We start from the raw sequence: 16198 nt of genomic DNA on the forward strand, positions 1-16198 counted from the left end.
GCCGAACCCACGGGTTCGTGATGAGTTCGCGTTCGAAGCGCGCGTCAATTCATCAAGGTCGCGCCGCGCCACAGACGAGCGGGCGCTGGAGCTGGCGGGCGAGTCAGCTCGCGTCGGGCTCGCGTCGGGCTCGCGTCGGGCTCGCAGGGGGCTCACGGCGGGCTCGTGGCAGGCCCGCGGCGGGCTCGCCGCCGTGATGAACTGCCGTTCGGAGCGCTCGCCAATTCATCAAGGTTGCGCCGCGCCACAGACAGGCTCGCGTCGGGCCCACGGCGGGCCCACGGCGGGCTCGCGGCAGGCTCACGGCAGGCCCGCGCAAGCCTGCGGCGGGCTCGCCGCCATGATGAACTGCCGTTCGGAGCGCGCGCCACGTCATCAAGGTCGCGCCGCACCGCAGACGGGCTCGCAGCCGGCTCGCAGCGGGCTCGCGGGTGTGATGAATTGCGGTTCGGAGCGCGCGCCAAGCCATCAAGATCGCCGAGCGGCGGCGCGAGCGTGCGGGCGGCGCGAGCGGCGCGCAGTGCGGGCAGCGCGAGCACTACGGGCAGCGCGAGCACTGCGGGCAGCGCGGGCGGCGAGGGCGGCGCGAGCACTGCGGGCGGCGCGGGCGGCGCGGGCAGCGCGAGCACTGCGGGCGGCGCGGGCAGCGCGAGCAGCCCGGGCGGCGCGAGCGGCGCGAGCACTGCGGGCAGCGCGAGCACTGCGGGCAGCGCGAGCACTGCGGGCGGCGCGAGCACTGCGGGCGGCGCGGGCGGCGCGAGCGGTGCGAGCCGTGCGAGCGGCGCGGGCCGGGGGTGGGGTGAGTGTCGGTGGCGCGTGGGGCGCGCTGCGGCCTCTTGTGGCAAATGGTCGCGTTGCGCGGCGGGGGCGGTCGATGTTCGGCGGGGGCGGCGCGGACGCGTACCCGTCATGGAGAGGGTGATCGGCAAGGAGCGTGACGTGCTCGGAGAGCGCTTTCCCTCTGTGCTATAAAGGCGGGCATGGAACGGCTGCCGACGCTTGAGGATGTGGCGCGGGTGGCGGGAGTGTCGCGCGCGACCGTTTCGCGGGTCATCAACGGGATTCGTAACGTGGACCCGCAGCTGCACGAGGTCGTGTGGGAGGCCGTCGGGCGGACGGGATATGTGCCGAATCGGCTGGCGCGGTCGCTGGTCACGCGGCGGACCGGCACAGTGGCGCTGGTTGTTTCCGACTCCGAGACGCATGATGACGATCCGTTCATGGGGCGCTTCTTCGCGGATCCCTACTTCGGGCGGGTCGTCGGTGGGCTGATGAGCGTGCTCCGGCAGGCGGGGGTGCAGCTCGCACTGCAGATCGTGGGGACCGATGAAGGGCGCCGGCGGCTGGTCGGCGACCTGCGGAACGGGCAGGCCGATGGGGCGATCGTGTTGTCGCTACCGGCTGTTGATCCGCTGCCGCGGATGCTCACCGAGGGTGGTGTGCCGTCGGTGATGATCGGGCGGCCGGGTGAGCCGGTGCCGATCAACTATGTGGATCTGGCGAACGAGACGGGGGCCTCGCTCGCGGCGGAGCATCTGCTCGGGCGCGGGTGCCAGCGGATAGCGATGATCTCGGGGCCCGCCGAGGTGCCGGCCAGCCACGACCGGATCTCGGGGTTCCGGCGGACGATGGCCAAGCACGGGCATGGATGGGTGCCGATCGTGGCGGGCAACTTCACGCAGGAGAGCGGCGAAGCGGCGATGCGGTCGCTGCTGGCCTCGCATCCCGAGCTCGACGGCGTGTTCGTGGCGAACGACCTGATGGCGGTGGGCGCGTTGATGGCGCTGCGCGAGGCGGGTCGGCGGGTGCCGGCCGACATCGCGATCGTGGGCTTCGACGACAGCAGCGCGGCGGTGGCGGCGGCGCCCGCTTTGACCACCGTGCGGCATCCGCTCGAGGACATGGCGGCCGAGGCGGCGCGGTTGCTGCTCGCGCGCATCGAGGATCCGGGGATGCGGGTCTCGTCGGTGATCTACGAGCCGACGCTGGTGCTGCGGAAATCGGCCTGATCACGGGCTTGCGGCCAGGAACAGGAACACGGCCAGGAGGCTGAGGTGCACGCCACCCTGCAGGACGTTGGCACGGCCGGGGACGATCGTCAGCGTGCCGACGCCCACCGTCAGCGCCAGCAGCACCATCTGCGTGCCACCCAGGCCCAGCAGGAGCGGGCCGGGCAGCCAGATCATCGCGATGGCGATCACGGGGATGGTCAGGCCGATGCTGGCCATCGCCGAGCCGACCGCCAGGTTGAGGCTGGTCTGGACGCGGTCGCGGGCGGCCGCTCGCACGGCGGCGATCGTCTCGGGCAGCAGCACCAGCAGCGCGATCGCGACGCCGACCACGGCCTGCGGCATGCCCAGGTCGACGACGACCTTCTCGATCGCCGGTGAGACGCCCTTGGCCAGGCCGACCACGCCGATCAGGGCCACCAGGAGAAGGCCGAGGCTGGTCAGCGCGGCCCGGTTGCTGGGCGGGTCGAGGTGCTCCTCCTCGTCGATCACCTCGCCGGCCGTGGTGATCGGCAGGAAGTAGTCGCGGTGCCGGCGGGTCTGCACGGTGACGAACAGGGCGTAGAGGGCCAGCGACGTGACCGCGGCGAAGCCGAGCTGGGCCGGGGAGAACTGCGGGCCGGGGCGGCTGGTGGTGAAGCTCGGCAGCACCAGGCTGAGCGTGGCGATCATGATGACCGTGGCGAAGGCGCCGCCGGTGCCCTCGGAGTTGAAGACGGCCACGTGCCGGCGGGCGGCGCCGACCAGCAGCGACAGGCCGAGCAGGCCGTTGCAGGTGATCATCACGGCGGCGAAGACGGTGTCGCGGGCCAGGGACTGGGTCTTCTCGCCGCCGCTGATCATCAGGGTGACGATGAGCGCGACCTCGATGATGGTGACGGCCACGGCGAGGACCAGGGAGCCGAACGGCTCGCCGACCTTGTGGGCGACGACCTCGGCGTGGTGGACGGCGGCGAGCACCGCGCCGCCGAGGAGCAGGGCAACGACCACGACCAGGGGCGGCGGCAGGTCACGGCCCCAGGTCAGGATCAGGGCGACGATGGCGACGACGGGTACGGAGCGGGTCCAGCGAATCTTGGCCAGCATCCGACAACTCTGCCAGATTGGGGTACATGGCCTATGTGAATCCGTCAGGTGAGTTCAACCGGGACCAGCGATACATCACGACGCGAGTCACCGAGGACGGCCGCGACGGCTATCCCGTCGAGCCGGGCCGATACCGGCTTGTGGTGAGCCGGGCGTGTCCGTGGGCCAATCGGGCGATTATCGTACGGCGTTTGCTCGGGCTCGAAAACGTGCTGTCGATGGGCATCGCCGGCCCGACCCACGACAAGCGGAGCTGGAGCTTCGACCTCGACCCGGACGGGCGCGACCCGGTGCTGGGCATCGAGCGACTGCAGGAGGCGTTCCTCAAGCGGTTCCCCGATTACGACAAGGGCATCACGGTGCCGGCGATCGTGGACGTCCCGACCGGGAAAGTGGTGACAAACGACTTCGCGCAGATCACGATCGACCTGTCGCTGGAATGGGCGAAGTATCACCGGCCGGGGGCGCCGGCGCTGTATCCGGTCGCGCTGCGTGACGAGATCGACAAGGTGAACCGCTTCGTGTTCGCGGATGTGAACAACGGGGTGTACCGGGCCGGTTTCGCGGGGACGCAGGAGGCTTACGAGCAGGCCTATGAGCGCCTCTTTGCGCGCCTCGACAAGTTGTCTTCCCATCTGGCGGAGCGTCGCTATCTCGTCGGAGAGACAATCACCGAGGCTGACGTACGGCTTTTCACGACGCTCGCGCGTTTCGATGCCGTTTACCATGGCCACTTCAAGTGCAACCGCAGCAAACTGAGCGAGATGCCGGTGCTGTGGGCGTACGCGAGAGATTTGTTTCAGACGCCTGGGTTCGGGGACACGATCGACTTCGTGGACATCAAGAAGCACTACTACCTGGTGCATCGGGACATCAACCCGACCGGGATCGTGCCGGCCGGTCCGGACCTGCGGAATTGGCTTTCGCCGCACGGGCGGGAGGCGCTCGGCGGGCGTCCTTTCGGCGACGGAACTCCGCCGGAGCCGCCTCGGGAACCGGTGCCGGCGGGGCACGGGGCTATCTGAGGTCGATGTTCTCCAGAATGCGCCGGGGAAAGCCGACCCGGGCGACCTGCAGCATGGCCCGGCTCAGCTTGTCGGAGGTGGTTACGTATTTCGGCGCGACCTTTTCCAATGCCGGGATCACGGGCGCGGTCACCGTGTAGATCGCATTATAAAGGCGAGTCTTCGATCGTACGCCGTGGGTAGGCTGGATGATTCCGGGGCGCACTGCGTAACCGTTCGGGAGAAGCTCGATGATTTCATGCTCGGTGCGCGCCTTGACTCGTGCCCACATTTGGCGGCTGGTCGCGCTGGTTCCCGCCCCGGATACGTAGATGAAGCACGCTTCGTGGTCGACCGCACGGGCCGCCGCCATCGGGTACGTGTACGAAATTTCGGTATAAGATGCCTCATCCATGCCGACCGAGCTGATGCCCAGGCAGTAGAAGCAAGCGTCGTATCCCTTTAGGTCGCCTATTTCGGCAAAATTGCTTACTTTGCGCTCGTGGAGCTTCGGGTGATGGACGCCGGTGGGGGTGCGGACCACGGCGAGCACCTCCTCGACGTCGGACGCCAGCAGGCTCTCCCGCAGCACGCCCTGGCCGACCATCCCGGTCGCGCCGAAGATGACCACCTTCATCCCGTCCTCCTCGCTCGCTGTGCGTGATCATCATCGACTCCGGCGGCCCGAAAATGTCGTACCGCGCGTCTAGGGTTTGCCCGTGCCTGTTGAGCGATGGTCCCTTTCCCAGGTCGAGGCGCTGGCCCCCGACGCCGCGTCGGTGCGGGCCGCGCAGGGCCTCGCCGGCTCGTGGTCGGCGGCCGGCCGGCTCGACGACATCCTCTGGGGAGAGTGCCGCAGCTATCAGGTGTGTGTCGACCTCTCCGGGCCGGCGTTCCGCTGCAACTGCCCGAGCCGCAAGATCCCTTGTAAGCACGCTCTCGGCCTCTTGATGCTGTGGGCGTCGTCCGATCTGCCGTCTTCCGAGGCGCCGGCCTTCGCCACCGAGTGGCAGGCCTCGCGGGTGAAACGCCCCAAGGCCGAGTCCACTCCCGACCCCGAGGCCGCCGCGCGCCGGGCCGAGCAGCGTGCCGCCCGGGTGGCCAGCGGGATGGCCGAGCTGAGCCGGTGGCTCGACGACCAGATCCGGCAGGGCCTGGCCGGGGCGCAGCGCGGCGGGCCGCAGCCGTTCGACGCGATGGCCGCCCGGCTGGTCGACGCACAGGCCCCGGCGGCCGCCGGAGCGGTGCGGCGCCTGGGCACGATCGCCGGCATCGGCCCGCATTGGGCCGACCGCCTGCTCGGCGAGCTGGCGCTCCTGCAGTTGCTGGTCGACGGCTACGACCGCCTCGCCGACCTGCCCGCCGGTCTGGCGGCGACCGTGCGCTCCCGCATCGGCTTCCCGGTGTCGACCGAGGAGGTGCTGGCCGGCCCGCGGGTCACCGACCGCTGGCAGGTGCTGGGCCAGGTCGAGGTCGACGACGGCGCGCTGACCACCCGGCGCACGTGGCTGCGCGGCGCGGCGACCGGCCGGTTCGCGCTGATCCTGGCGTTCGCCGCGCCCGGCCAGCCGATTATGGCCGACCTGGTCCCCGGCACCGAGTTCCGCGGCGACCTGACCTTCTATCCGGGCGCCGCGCCGCTGCGCGCCCTGGTCGCCGAGCGGGCCAGCGCGGCCGAGCCGTTCCACGCGCCCGACGGCGCGGTCCCGCTGTCCGAGGCGCTCGGCCGCTGGGCCACGACGGTCGCCGCCGAGCCGTGGCGATACGACGCTCCCGTCCTGCTCGCCGGGGTCACGCCGACCGACGACGGCTGGCTGGCCGACGAGTCCGGCGCGGCCCTGCCGCTGGCCCCGGGGCACCGCGAGCCGTGGTGGCTGCTCGCCGCAGCCGGCGCCGCCCCAGCGACCGTGGCCGCCGAGTGGTCCCCGGCCGGCCTTCGCCCGCTCGCGGCCTGGGTCGACGGCCTCTACGTGCGGGCCGGCTTCCCCCTGCCCGACGCCGGCGCGACCCGCCACCCCGAGCTGCCGCCCGACCTGCTCGCCGCCGCGCTGGTGGGCACCAACCGCCGCCCCTGGCCGGCCGGGTCCCTTTTGGAAGACGCGGCGGTCGCGCTCGCCCGGCACCGGGCCGGCGTGACACCGGGTGCCGGCCACGCGCCGGTGCCGGCCGCGCCGACCGAGCCCACTCCCCCGCTGCCCTCCGCGGCTGGCGCGCGGCTGGTCCGCATCCTCGGCGAGGGCGTGCCCGGCGGCGCCCAGATCGCCAACGAGCTGCTGTCGCAGTGGCTCGAGGCGGCCGCGGCCAAGGGCGGTCACGTGCCGCCGGTCGTGCTGCCCGCGCTGCTCGACGCCGGCCGACGTAATTCGCTGATCCGCCCGGCGATGGCCCGGGTCGCGGGCCGGCGCGGCGCGTGGCTGGCCGGGATGCGCGGCGACTGGCACTGGCTGCGCGACGAGACGGTCTCCTCCTCTTCCTACGAATGGGACACTGGCACGATCGGGGAACGCCTGGGCTACCTGATCGAGCTGCGCCGGTCCGACCCGGCGCGCGGCCTCGCGCTGCTCGAGGCGTCCTGGCCGCAGGAGTCGTCCGATGACCGCGCCCGCTTCGTCGCGGCCCTCAGCACCGGCCTGTCGCTCGCCGACGACGAGTTCCTGGAAAGGGCGCTCGACGACCGGCGCAAGGAGGTCCGCGAGGCCGCCCTCGACCTGCTGCGCGGCCTGCCCGGCTCGTCGCTCGGCAAGCGGATGGCAGCGCGGGCGGCCGCGGCCGTGCGGCTCGACCCCCGCGGCCGGCTGCTCGTGACGCCGCCGGAGGATCTCGATGCCGGCCTGCGCCGCGACGGCGTGGCCGCCACCCCGGCGCGCGGGCTCGGCGTGAGCGCGTGGCTGCTGGAAGAGGTGCTGGCCGGCGCGCCGCTCGGCACCTGGTCCGACCCGGTCACCATGCAGCGGCTGGCGCGCGGCAACGACTGGGAGTCGGCGCTGCTGCAGGGCTGGGCCAAGGCCGCGGTCGCGCAAAACGACGCCGCCTGGGCCACGGTCCTGCTGCGCGAGACACCGGGCGCGCTGCGCGAGTCGATCCGATGGGATCTGCACCTCGTGCTCCCGGCCGAGGAGCTCGGCCGGCTGGCCGCCGACGCGCTGCGGCAGGAAGACCCGATGGCGCACCGGCTGCTCTCCATCCACCCCGGCCGGTGGCCCGAGGAGCTCTCGGCCACCGTGCTCGAGACCATCGCCCACCGGGCCCGCACCGACCGGCACAGCTGGCAGCTCGGCGAGCTGTGCCGGTCCGCCGCGCTGGCCATGCCCCCGGCGTACGCCGAGCTGGCCGGCCGCCTCGCCGTCCAGCTCGACCAGGAGCCGGCCGACCAGTCGCGGGTGCGGCCGGTCGCCGAGCTCGCCCGCACGCTCACCTTCCGCCACGAGATGTTTCAGGAGTTCGAGTGACCGCTCTGCGCCCGCACGCCGAGGACCAGTACGCCGAGGAGCTGGCCCAGCTCGCCCGCGACGACGACCGGCCCCGGCCGCCCAGCTGGCGACTCTCCCCGCAGGCCGTGGTGACGTACCTGCTCGGCGACGGCGCCAAGATCACGCCGAAGTACGTGGGATCGCGCCGGCTCATCGAGGTCGCGGTGGCCACCCTCGCCACCGATCGGGCGCTGCTGCTGCTCGGCGTGCCGGGCACGGCCAAGACGTGGGTGTCGGAGCATCTCGCCGCGGCGATCTCCGGCGATTCGAAACTCCTGGTGCAGGGCACGGCCGGCACGGCCGAGGAGGCGATCCGGTACGGGTGGAACTACGCGCGCCTGCTCGCCGAGGGCCCGACCGACGCGGCGCTGGTGCCCAGCCCGATCATGCGGGCCATGCGCACCGGCACGATCGCGCGGCTCGAGGAGCTCACCCGGGTGCCGTCCGACGTGCAGGACGCGCTGATCACCATCCTGTCGGAGAAGACGCTGCCGGTGCCCGAGCTCAACACGGAGGTGCAGGCGGAGCGCGGGTTCAACCTGATCGCCACGGCCAACGACCGCGACCGCGGGGTCAACGAGCTGTCCAGCGCCCTTCGCCGCCGGTTCAACACGGTGGTGCTGCCGGTCCCGGCCTCCCCCGACGAGGAGGTCGAGATCGTGGCGCGCCGGGTGGCGCAGCTCGGGGCGTCGCTCGACCTGCCGGCGGTGCCGACCGCCCTCGAGGAGATCCGGCGGGTGGTGACGGTCTTCCGCGAGCTGCGCACCGGGCTCACCGAGGACGGGCGTACCAAGCTGAAGTCGCCCACCGGCACGCTGTCCACGGCCGAGGCGATCTCCGTGATCACCAACGGGATGGCGCTGGCGGCGCACTTCGGCGACGGGACGCTGCACGCGAGCGACGTGGCGGCCGGCATCGTCGGCGCGGTGGTGAAGGACCCGGTGTCGGACGGCGTGGTCTGGCGGGAGTACCTCGAGACCGTCGTCCGGGAGCGGCCCGACTGGATCGACTTCTACCGGGCCGCCCGCGATGCCTGAACAGATCTACGGGATCCGCCACCACGGGCCGGGGTCGGCCCGGGCGGTCGTGGCGTCTCTGGCTCTCCAGCGGCCGTCCATCCTGCTGATCGAAGGGCCGCCGGAAGCCGACGACCTCGTCCAATGGGTCGCGTCCTCCTCCTTGGAGCCACCGGTCGCGCTCCTGGGTTATGCGGCCGACGATCCGCGGCAGGCTGCCTTCTGGCCCTTCGCTGTCTTTTCCCCGGAGTGGCAGGCTCTGAAGTGGGCGGTGTCCGAGGGTGTTCCGGTGCGGTTCTTCGATCTGCCGTTCGGTTATCGATTCTCCATGAGCGATTCGTCCTCTTCAGTGGAGCGCCCGGTCGACCCGATCGGCGAGCTCGCCGCCGCGGCCGGGTACGACGACCCCGAACGCTGGTGGGAGGACGTCGTCGAGCACCGCGGGATGCCGGCCTTCGAGGCGATCGCCGAGGCCATGACGGCGATCCGGGAGGAGTCGCCGGAGGACCCGTCCGATCTGCTGCGCGAGGCCCACATGCGTACAGTGCTGCGCGAGGTCCGCAAGACACACGACGAGATCGCCGTGGTCTGCGGCGCCTGGCACGTGCCCGCGCTGACCCGCAAGGTCGCGGTCAAGGACGACGCCGCGCTGCTCAAGGGGCGCAAGAAGGCGAAGGTCTCCTTCACGTGGGTGCCGTGGACCTACGGGCGGCTCGCGTCCTGGTCCGGCTACGGCGCGGGGGTGCGCTCCCCGGGCTGGTACCACCACCTGTTCACCTCGGCCGACGAGGTCGTGCCGCGCTGGCTGGTCGACGCGGCCGGGGTGCTGCGCGCCGAGGGCGTGCCCACGTCGTCGGCGCACATCATCGAGGCCACCCGGCTCGCCGAGGCCCTCGCCACGATGCGGGGGCGGCCGCTCGCCGGGCTCGCCGAGGTGACCGAGGCCGCCGAGGCGGTGATGTGCGACGCCGAGCCGCTGCGCGTCGAGCTGATCAACAAGCGGCTCGTGGTCGGCGAGCGGCTGGGCGGCGTGCCCGAGGAGATGCCGGCCCTTCCCCTGGCGAAAGACCTGGCCGCGCAGCAGCGCAACGTGCGGCTCAAGCCCGAGGCGCTGGAGCGGGCGCTCGACCTCGACCTGCGCAAGGAGACCGACCTGAAGCGCAGCCGCCTGCTGCACCGGCTGCGCACGCTGGACCTCCCGTGGGGCGAGCCGGTGGCCGGGAGCCGGGGCATGGGCACGTTCCGCGAGGAGTGGAAGCTGCGGTGGCAGCCGGAGTTCGCCGTGCAGCTGGTCGAGGGCAGCATGTACGGCACCACGGTGGTGTCGGCGTCGACGGCCAAGGTCACCAAGGCGGCCGACGACGCGGAGACCCTCGCGGAGGTGACCGCGCTCGTGGAGACGTGCTTGCTGGCCGACCTCGCGGACGCGTACAGGCCGGTGCTGGCGGCGCTGGACGTGCGGGCGGCGCTGGACGCCGACGTCGGGCACCTGATGGCGGCGATCCCGGCGCTGGCGCGCACGCTGCGCTACGGCGACGTGCGGAAGACCGACGTGGAGGGGCTGGCCGCGGTGACCGCGAGCCTGCTGACCCGGGTCTGCGCGGGCCTGCCGTCGGCGGTGGGTTCCGTCTCCGACGAGGCGGCCAAGCTGCTGCGCGACCGGATCGACGGCGTGCATTCCGCGGTCGGGCTGCTGGCCGACGACGAGCTGCGCTCGCGGTGGCTGACCACGCTGGCCTCATTGGCCGGCCGCGACGACCTGCATGGGCTGCTGGCGGGGCGGCTCACCCGCCTGCTGCTCGACGCCGGACGGCTGGACGCGGCCGAAGCGCGCAGGCGCCTGCGGCTGCCGCTGACGGTGGGGACGCCGCCGGCGCACGGGGCGGCCTGGGTCGAGGGCTTCCTCTCCGGGGGCGGGCTGCTGCTGGTGCATGACGACGCGCTGCTCGACCTGCTGGACGGATGGTTGGCCGACATTCCCGCGGACGCCTTCGACGACGTGCTGCCGCTGCTGCGACGGACGTTCGGGGCGTTCGAGTCCGGCGAGCGGCGGGCGATCGGGGAGAAGATCGCGGGTGGCCGCGCCGGCGGGAACGCGTCGGGTTTGGGCTTCGACGAATCCCGCGCCGACCTGGTGTTGCCGACGCTGAGTGCGCTGCTCGGGAGGAACCTGTGACCGACTTTTCGGATATGTCGCCCGAGCCGACGCCCGCCGACGAGTTGGCGCCCTCGCACGAGCCGGCGCCCTCCCACGAGCCCGCCCCCGCCCACGAGTGGACGCCTTCCCACGGATCAGCGCCCTCCAGCGAACGGGCGCCCTCCCAGGAGCCGGCGCCCTCCCAGGAGCCGGCGCTCTCCCACGAGCCGGCGCCCTCCCACGAGCGGGCTTCTTCGCGCGAGGGTGAGGGGGAGCCGGCGCGGGAGCGGGCGCGGCGCTGGCGGATGGTGCTTGGCGGGCCGGCCGAGGAAGCGCTCGGCAAGGCCGAAGGCCGGGACGGGCAGATGGACGCGGCGATGGCGGCGCTCTACGACTCGGGCGGGCCGGGCGACAGCGAGGCCGGCAGCCGGCGGTCGGCCGGGCTGGGCGGGTCGGCGCCCAAGGTGGCGCGCTGGCTCGGCGACATTCGCGAATACTTTCCGAGCACGGTCGTGCAGGTCATGCAGTCCGACGCGATCGAGCGGCTCGATCTGACCCGGCTACTGCTCGAGCCCGAGATGCTGGCCGCTGTCGAGCCCGACGTGCATTTGGTGGGGACGCTGCTCTCGCTCAACCGGGTCATGCCGGCCAAGACCAAAGAGGCCGCCCGCGCCGTGGTGCAGACGGTCGTCGAGCAACTGGAGAAGCGCATCTCGCAGAAGACGCGGGCGGCGGTCAGCGGCGCGCTCAACCGGGCTTCGCGCATCAACCGCCCCCGCCACGCCGACATCGACTGGGACAAGACGATCCGGGCCAACCTCAAGCACTACCAGGCCTCACTCGGGACGGTCATCCCCGAGCGGCTCGTCGGCTACGGCCGGCGCACCACCGCCGTACAGCGGGATGTTGTGCTCTGTGTCGATCAGTCCGGATCGATGGCGTCGTCGGTGGTGTTCTCCGGCGTGTTCGCGGCGGTGCTCGCCTCGATGCGGTCGCTGCGGACGTCGCTGGTCGTCTTCGACACCGCGGTCGTCGACCTCACCGACCAGCTGAGCGACCCGGTCGAGGTCCTGTTCGGCACCCAGCTCGGCGGCGGCACCGACATCAACCGGGCCATCGCCTACAGCCAGCAGCTCATCACGCGGCCACGGGACAGCATCTTCGTGCTGATCAGCGACCTGTACGAGGGTGGCGTGCGCGAGCAGATGCTGCGCCGGGTCGCCGAGATGACCGCGGCCGGGGTTCAGGTGGTCGTGCTGCTGGCGCTCTCCGACGAGGGCGCGCCCGCCTACGACCACGAGAACGCGGCGGCGCTGGCCGCGCTCGGCGTGCCGGCTTTCGCGTGCACGCCCGACGCCTTCCCCGACCTGATGGCCGCCGCCATCGAACGGCGCGACCTGATGGCCTTCGCCGAGCGATTGGTAACTACCATGTAGCGCATGAGTGCTTACCTTTCGCGTCCGGAGATCTGGCAGGCCAGCTGGGATCGGCAGCAAGAGGCGTTCATGCCCGACCGTGAGGAACGGTTCGCCGCCATGCTGCTCGCGCTCGAAGCGGTCACCCACGACGCCCGCGCCCACGACGCCCACGACGCCGTCACCCACGACGCCCTCGACGCACGCACCCAGGCCGCCCGCACCCACGCCACCCGCGACGACTCCGCCCGGCCAGCGAGCGGCGCCACCCCGCGCGTGCTCGACCTGGCCGGCGGCACCGGCACGATCGCGCTGCGTACGCTGGCCCGCTTCCCCGGCGCCGAGGTCACCGTCCTCGACCAGGACCCGGTGCTGCTGGCCATCGCGTCGGCGTCGCTGCGCGGCCGAGCCACGGTGGTCGACGCCGACCTGGGCGACCCGTCGTGGCGGAGCAAGCTGCCGGCGGAGGGCTTCGACGCGGTGCTCACGGCGACCGCCCTGCACTGGCTGCCGGCCGCGCGGGTCGCGGCGCTCTACCGCGAGATCCGCGAGGTGCTGCGGCCCGGCGGCATCTTCGCGAACGCCGACCACATGCCGGAGGAGTCGCTGCCCACCCTCTCCGATCGGCTGCGGGCGCAGGCACGGGAGCGGCGCGAGATCACGTACGCGTCAGGCGCCGCCACCTCGTGGGGCGACTGGTGGGACCGTGCCGCCGCCGACACGTTCCTCGGTCCCAAGGTGGTCGAGCGGCAGAGCATCTACCCCGACGCCGCCCACGCCCAGGAGTGGACGCCCCCGGCCACTTGGCACATCGACGCACTGCGGACGGCCGGCTTCACCGAGGCCGGGGTGCTTTGGCGCGGCGGCACCGACGCGGTAGTAGTGGGCGTCCGCTGAGCTGCCTGGGCGATGGGCGGAGCGGACGATCTGCATGCGAAGCGGATAGGTTGGGGTTGTGCCACTTAGCGGAGAGTATGCGCCAAGCACTACCGGCTGGGCGCGCAAGCAAGCGGAGAAGATCGAGGCCAGCGGTGGCTCGGAGGGCGGCTTCATTCGTGGGCTCCCGGTCGTGGTGCTGACGTCGATCGGGGCCAAGTCGGGGAAGCTGCGCAAGACCGCGCTCATGCGGGTCGAGCATGAGGGGCAGTATGCGGTGGTGGGCTCGCTCGGTGGGGCGCCCAAGCACCCGGTCTGGGTCTACAACGTACGCAAGGAGCCGCACGTCGAGCTCCAGGACGGGCCGGAGAAGAACGACTACCTGGCCCGGGAGACGTCGGGCGAGGAGCGCGACCTCTGGTGGGAGCGGGCCGTCGCGGCGTACCCGGACTACGCGAACTACCAAAAGAAGACCGATCGTCTCATCCCGCTTTTTGTCCTCACCCGCGTCGACGCCTGACGCCCGCGGGCCGGGCCGGGGCCGGCAATCCCGATTGGGCAAACCTCGGGAAAATCGGCTGCCTCAGGGGCATCGATGACCGATCATGGCATCATGCGCACTCCCCATCAGTCCGTCGACCGGCATGCCGGGCGCGCCGTTGAGCAGGCGGTCAACCCGCCGGCTCACGTCACGCTGCCGCTGTCGGGATCCGTCGACGACGGCGACCGGCTGGTGGATGTCGTCGACCTGCTCGCGCTGGACGCGTTCGTGACCGGGCGGGAGCCGTTCGGCCGCAGCAAGTACCTCGAGAATGTCCTGGCCGACGCCCCCCTCAGCACCGATGACGCCCGCGTCGAGCGGGACGCGATCGAGGACGACGGGCAGGGGCGGCTCATGGTCGGCGACGGCTGGACGCTGCATGTGACGCGCTGGAAGCAGAGCCGCCGCGCGCGGGTCACCGTCACGGCGGTGACGGCCGAGCTCGCCGACTCCGTGCTGGACAAGGTGACCGCCGGCGCGGTCGAAGAGCCGGCGCCCGCTGACGACTCCGTACCCATCGGATTTTGGCATTTTGGCCCGCACGGACCGCGACGTGTGCAGCGAGAGATCGACGCGGCGCCCTGGGAGAAGATCCGGGAGAACTACGCGCGCCCGGTCGCGCAGACGCTCGAGCGGCTCATGGCGCTCGACGGCAGCGTGGTGAACGGGCGGCTTCTGCTGCTGCACGGCGAGCCGGGCACGGGCAAGACGACGGCGCTGCGGGCGCTCGCGCAGCAGTGGCGCTCGTGGTGCCAGGTCGACTGCGTGCTCGACCCGGAGCGGCTGTTCAGCGACCCGGCCTACCTGATGAGCGTGGCCCTGGGCAGCGGCGACGAGGACGAGCCGCGCTGGCGCCTGCTGATGCTCGAGGACTGCGACGAGCTGGTCAGCGGCGAGGCCAAGGCGAGCGCGGGCCAGTCGCTGTCGCGGCTGCTCAACCTGACCGACGGGCTGCTCGGGCAGGGGCGCAACGCGCTGATCGCGATCACGACGAACGAGGACCTGGCGACTCTGCACCCGGCGGTGATCCGGCCCGGGCGCTGCCTCGCGAGCATCGAGGTGGGGCGCCTGCCGTACGCCGAGGCGACCGCGTGGCTGGGCTCGGCGCGCGGCATCGGGCCGGAGGGGGCGACGCTGGCCGAGCTGTACGCGCTGCGCACCGGCGCCCGGCCCGTCACGGTCCCCACCACCACCCCGACGACCGGCATGTATCTGTAGGGCATTACTCCGGGCTGTTGCCGTCCGCGCCGCCGATGCGGAACGGCGTGGTCACATTCGTGTACGCCACGTGGGCCAGCAGCCCGTCCGCCGCGTGCTTGAGGTTATGGCAGTGATCGACCCAGATGCCGGGGTTGTCGGCCACAAAGGCGATCTCGTACGTCTCCCCGTCGCCCACGTCGAGCGAGTCGAACCACCACGGGCTGCCGGTCGCGGCCACCCCGTTGCGGCTCAGCACCACCGCGTGGTGCCCATGCAGGTGCATCGGGTGGACCTCGCCGCTGCTGTTCGCGATGGTCATCCGCACGATGTCGCCGGTGCTCACCATGAACATCGGCACGTCGGGGAAGAGGTGCCCGTTGATCGACCACCAGAAGCCGGGCTTGCCGTCGAGGAACCCGACGCGCCGGCCGATGCGGTAGTCGAACTTCCGCGTGGCCTTGGCCGGGTCGAACCCGACCGGCGCGCTCGCGCCGTACGAGAGGAAGTCGACGACGCCCGACGGCTCGGCCGAAGCCGGCAGCCCGCCCGCGACCAGCGCGACCCCCGTCCCCACATCGACCCGCGCGGCCCCGGACGCCGGCACGGTGAAGGTGAGATCGACCCGCCCGCCCGCGGTGACCGTCACCGCCTTGCCGGAGATGTCGGTGGGACCGGAGACCGCCCGGCCGTCGATGGCCACCACCCGGTAGGGCGCGCCGGAAACCCACGCCCGCAACGGCCCGGCGTCCGTGTTGATCACCCGCGCCCGCACCACCTGCCCGGCGTGCGCGGGCAGCGGCGACTCCCCCACGGCGCCGTTGATCGTGCGGCGGCCGTCGTAGGTGTGCACCTGGACGACCTGGTCGATCCCCTCGCTGAAGACCGGCTCGGTGACGACGAGCGCCCCGAACAGCCCGAGCCGCACCTGCTCGTGCGACACCTGATGGGAGTGGTACCAGTACGTCCCGGCGTCCTGCGCCACGAACCGGTAGACGTAGCTCTGCCCCGGCCGCACCGCGTTCTGCGTGACGCCGGCGACGCCGTCCTCCGCGTTCGGCACGTCGAGGCCGTGCCAATGCAGCGTGATGCCGTCCGTGATGTTGTCGTTGACCAGCGTCACCTGGACGAGCTGGCCCTTCAGCGCGCGGATCTCGGGGCCGGGTGTGGTGCCGTTGAGCGTGTACTTCCCGTTCTCGCTACGGGCCGTCAGCGTCACCGCCACGTCGGGGTCGCCGGTCGACGGCCCCTTCAGCGTCGCGACGTCGAGGCCGCCCGTCCCGTGCGCGTGCCCCGCCTGCTGGCCGCCCCCGGAGTCGGGATAGCCCATCGACGCCATGTCGTACGTGGACGGAACGAGGCTCTGCTGCCAGAAGTAGCCCAAGGGTCCGAGGATCGCCACCGTCGCCCCCACGGCGATGGCGATCTTGAAAGACTGGCGCACCGG

At 72.1% G+C, this 16198-nt stretch carries 13 protein-coding genes; 9 read left to right on the forward strand and 4 right to left on the reverse strand.

The window, feature by feature from the left end:
- Positions 1–152: 152 nt before the first annotated feature.
- Entirely contained in the window at positions 153–701 is a 549-nt protein-coding gene (locus ACQPZX_RS37660) for a hypothetical protein (RefSeq protein WP_433366397.1), read from the reverse strand.
- 279 nt (positions 702–980) lie between these two features.
- Here ACQPZX_RS37660 and ACQPZX_RS37665 point away from each other — a divergent pair, with 279 nt between their 5' ends.
- Positions 981–2009, forward strand: a complete 1029-nt coding sequence (locus ACQPZX_RS37665) for a LacI family DNA-binding transcriptional regulator (protein WP_433366399.1) — start codon at positions 981–983, stop codon at positions 2007–2009.
- Here ACQPZX_RS37665 and ACQPZX_RS37670 read toward each other — a convergent pair whose 3' ends face one another.
- Positions 2010–3095, reverse strand: coding sequence for a calcium:proton antiporter (locus tag ACQPZX_RS37670; RefSeq protein ID WP_433366402.1), 1086 nt, complete (start codon positions 3093–3095; stop codon positions 2010–2012).
- Positions 3096–3121: 26 nt separating this feature from the next.
- Here ACQPZX_RS37670 and ACQPZX_RS37675 point away from each other — a divergent pair, with 26 nt between their 5' ends.
- The gene (locus ACQPZX_RS37675; RefSeq protein ID WP_433366405.1) at positions 3122–4120 is read left to right on the forward strand and encodes a glutathione S-transferase family protein; all 999 of its coding nucleotides are present in this window, start codon (positions 3122–3124) and stop codon (positions 4118–4120) included.
- Here the strand turns inward: ACQPZX_RS37675 and ACQPZX_RS37680 are convergent.
- On the reverse strand, positions 4113–4736 hold the full coding sequence (locus ACQPZX_RS37680) for an epimerase (protein WP_433366408.1): 624 nt from the start codon (positions 4734–4736) through the stop codon (positions 4113–4115). The genes ACQPZX_RS37675 and ACQPZX_RS37680 overlap by 8 nt on opposite strands.
- Before the next feature lie 82 nt (positions 4737–4818).
- On the opposite strand from ACQPZX_RS37680, the gene ACQPZX_RS37685 reads away from it, so the two are divergent.
- The 7 genes from ACQPZX_RS37685 to ACQPZX_RS37715 all read left to right on the forward strand — a co-directional run bounded on the left by ACQPZX_RS37685 (position 4819) and on the right by ACQPZX_RS37715 (position 14772).
- On the forward strand, positions 4819–7548 hold the full coding sequence (locus ACQPZX_RS37685) for an SWIM zinc finger family protein (RefSeq protein WP_433366411.1): 2730 nt from the start codon (positions 4819–4821) through the stop codon (positions 7546–7548).
- Entirely contained in the window at positions 7545–8606 is a 1062-nt protein-coding gene (locus ACQPZX_RS37690; protein ID WP_433366414.1) for an ATP-binding protein, read from the forward strand. Before ACQPZX_RS37685 ends, ACQPZX_RS37690 begins: the two co-directional genes overlap by 4 nt.
- Complete coding sequence (locus tag ACQPZX_RS37695) at positions 8599–10761, forward strand: DUF5682 family protein (protein ID WP_433366417.1); 2163 nt, start codon at positions 8599–8601, stop codon at positions 10759–10761. Before ACQPZX_RS37690 ends, ACQPZX_RS37695 begins: the two co-directional genes overlap by 8 nt.
- Complete coding sequence (locus tag ACQPZX_RS37700) at positions 10758–12158, forward strand: VWA domain-containing protein (protein ID WP_433366420.1); 1401 nt, start codon at positions 10758–10760, stop codon at positions 12156–12158. Before ACQPZX_RS37695 ends, ACQPZX_RS37700 begins: the two co-directional genes overlap by 4 nt.
- Before the next feature lie 3 nt (positions 12159–12161).
- Positions 12162–13034, forward strand: coding sequence for a class I SAM-dependent methyltransferase (locus ACQPZX_RS37705; RefSeq protein ID WP_433366423.1), 873 nt, complete (start codon positions 12162–12164; stop codon positions 13032–13034).
- 58 nt (positions 13035–13092) lie between these two features.
- Positions 13093–13533, forward strand: coding sequence for a nitroreductase family deazaflavin-dependent oxidoreductase (locus ACQPZX_RS37710; protein ID WP_433366426.1), 441 nt, complete (start codon positions 13093–13095; stop codon positions 13531–13533).
- A gap of 75 nt (positions 13534–13608) precedes the next feature.
- Positions 13609–14772 (forward strand): DUF5925 domain-containing protein, encoded by a 1164-nt coding sequence (locus ACQPZX_RS37715; RefSeq protein ID WP_433366428.1) that lies wholly within the window; start codon positions 13609–13611, stop codon positions 14770–14772.
- 4 nt (positions 14773–14776) lie between these two features.
- Here ACQPZX_RS37715 and ACQPZX_RS37720 read toward each other — a convergent pair whose 3' ends face one another.
- Positions 14777–16195: a multicopper oxidase family protein gene (locus tag ACQPZX_RS37720; RefSeq protein ID WP_433366431.1), complete on the reverse strand. Its 1419-nt coding sequence runs from the start codon at positions 16193–16195 to the stop codon at positions 14777–14779.
- Between the last annotated feature and the right edge of the window lie 3 nt (positions 16196–16198).

This window comes from Actinoplanes sp. CA-142083 (assembly GCF_050942195.1).
Classification (GTDB): domain Bacteria; phylum Actinomycetota; class Actinomycetes; order Mycobacteriales; family Micromonosporaceae; genus Actinoplanes.

Coding starts and splice junctions, on each gene's coding strand:
- ACQPZX_RS37665 (WP_433366399.1), top strand. CDS start 981: ATGGAACGGCTGCCGACGCTTGAGGATGTGGCGCGGGTGGCGGGAGTG.
- ACQPZX_RS37670 (WP_433366402.1), bottom strand. CDS start 3,095: ATGCTGGCCAAGATTCGCTGGACCCGCTCCGTACCCGTCGTCGCCATC.
- ACQPZX_RS37675 (WP_433366405.1), top strand. CDS start 3,122: ATGGCCTATGTGAATCCGTCAGGTGAGTTCAACCGGGACCAGCGATAC.
- ACQPZX_RS37680 (WP_433366408.1), bottom strand. CDS start 4,736: ATGAAGGTGGTCATCTTCGGCGCGACCGGGATGGTCGGCCAGGGCGTG.
- ACQPZX_RS37695 (WP_433366417.1), top strand. CDS start 8,599: ATGCCTGAACAGATCTACGGGATCCGCCACCACGGGCCGGGGTCGGCC.
- ACQPZX_RS37705 (WP_433366423.1), top strand. CDS start 12,162: ATGAGTGCTTACCTTTCGCGTCCGGAGATCTGGCAGGCCAGCTGGGAT.
- ACQPZX_RS37715 (WP_433366428.1), top strand. CDS start 13,609: ATGACCGATCATGGCATCATGCGCACTCCCCATCAGTCCGTCGACCGG.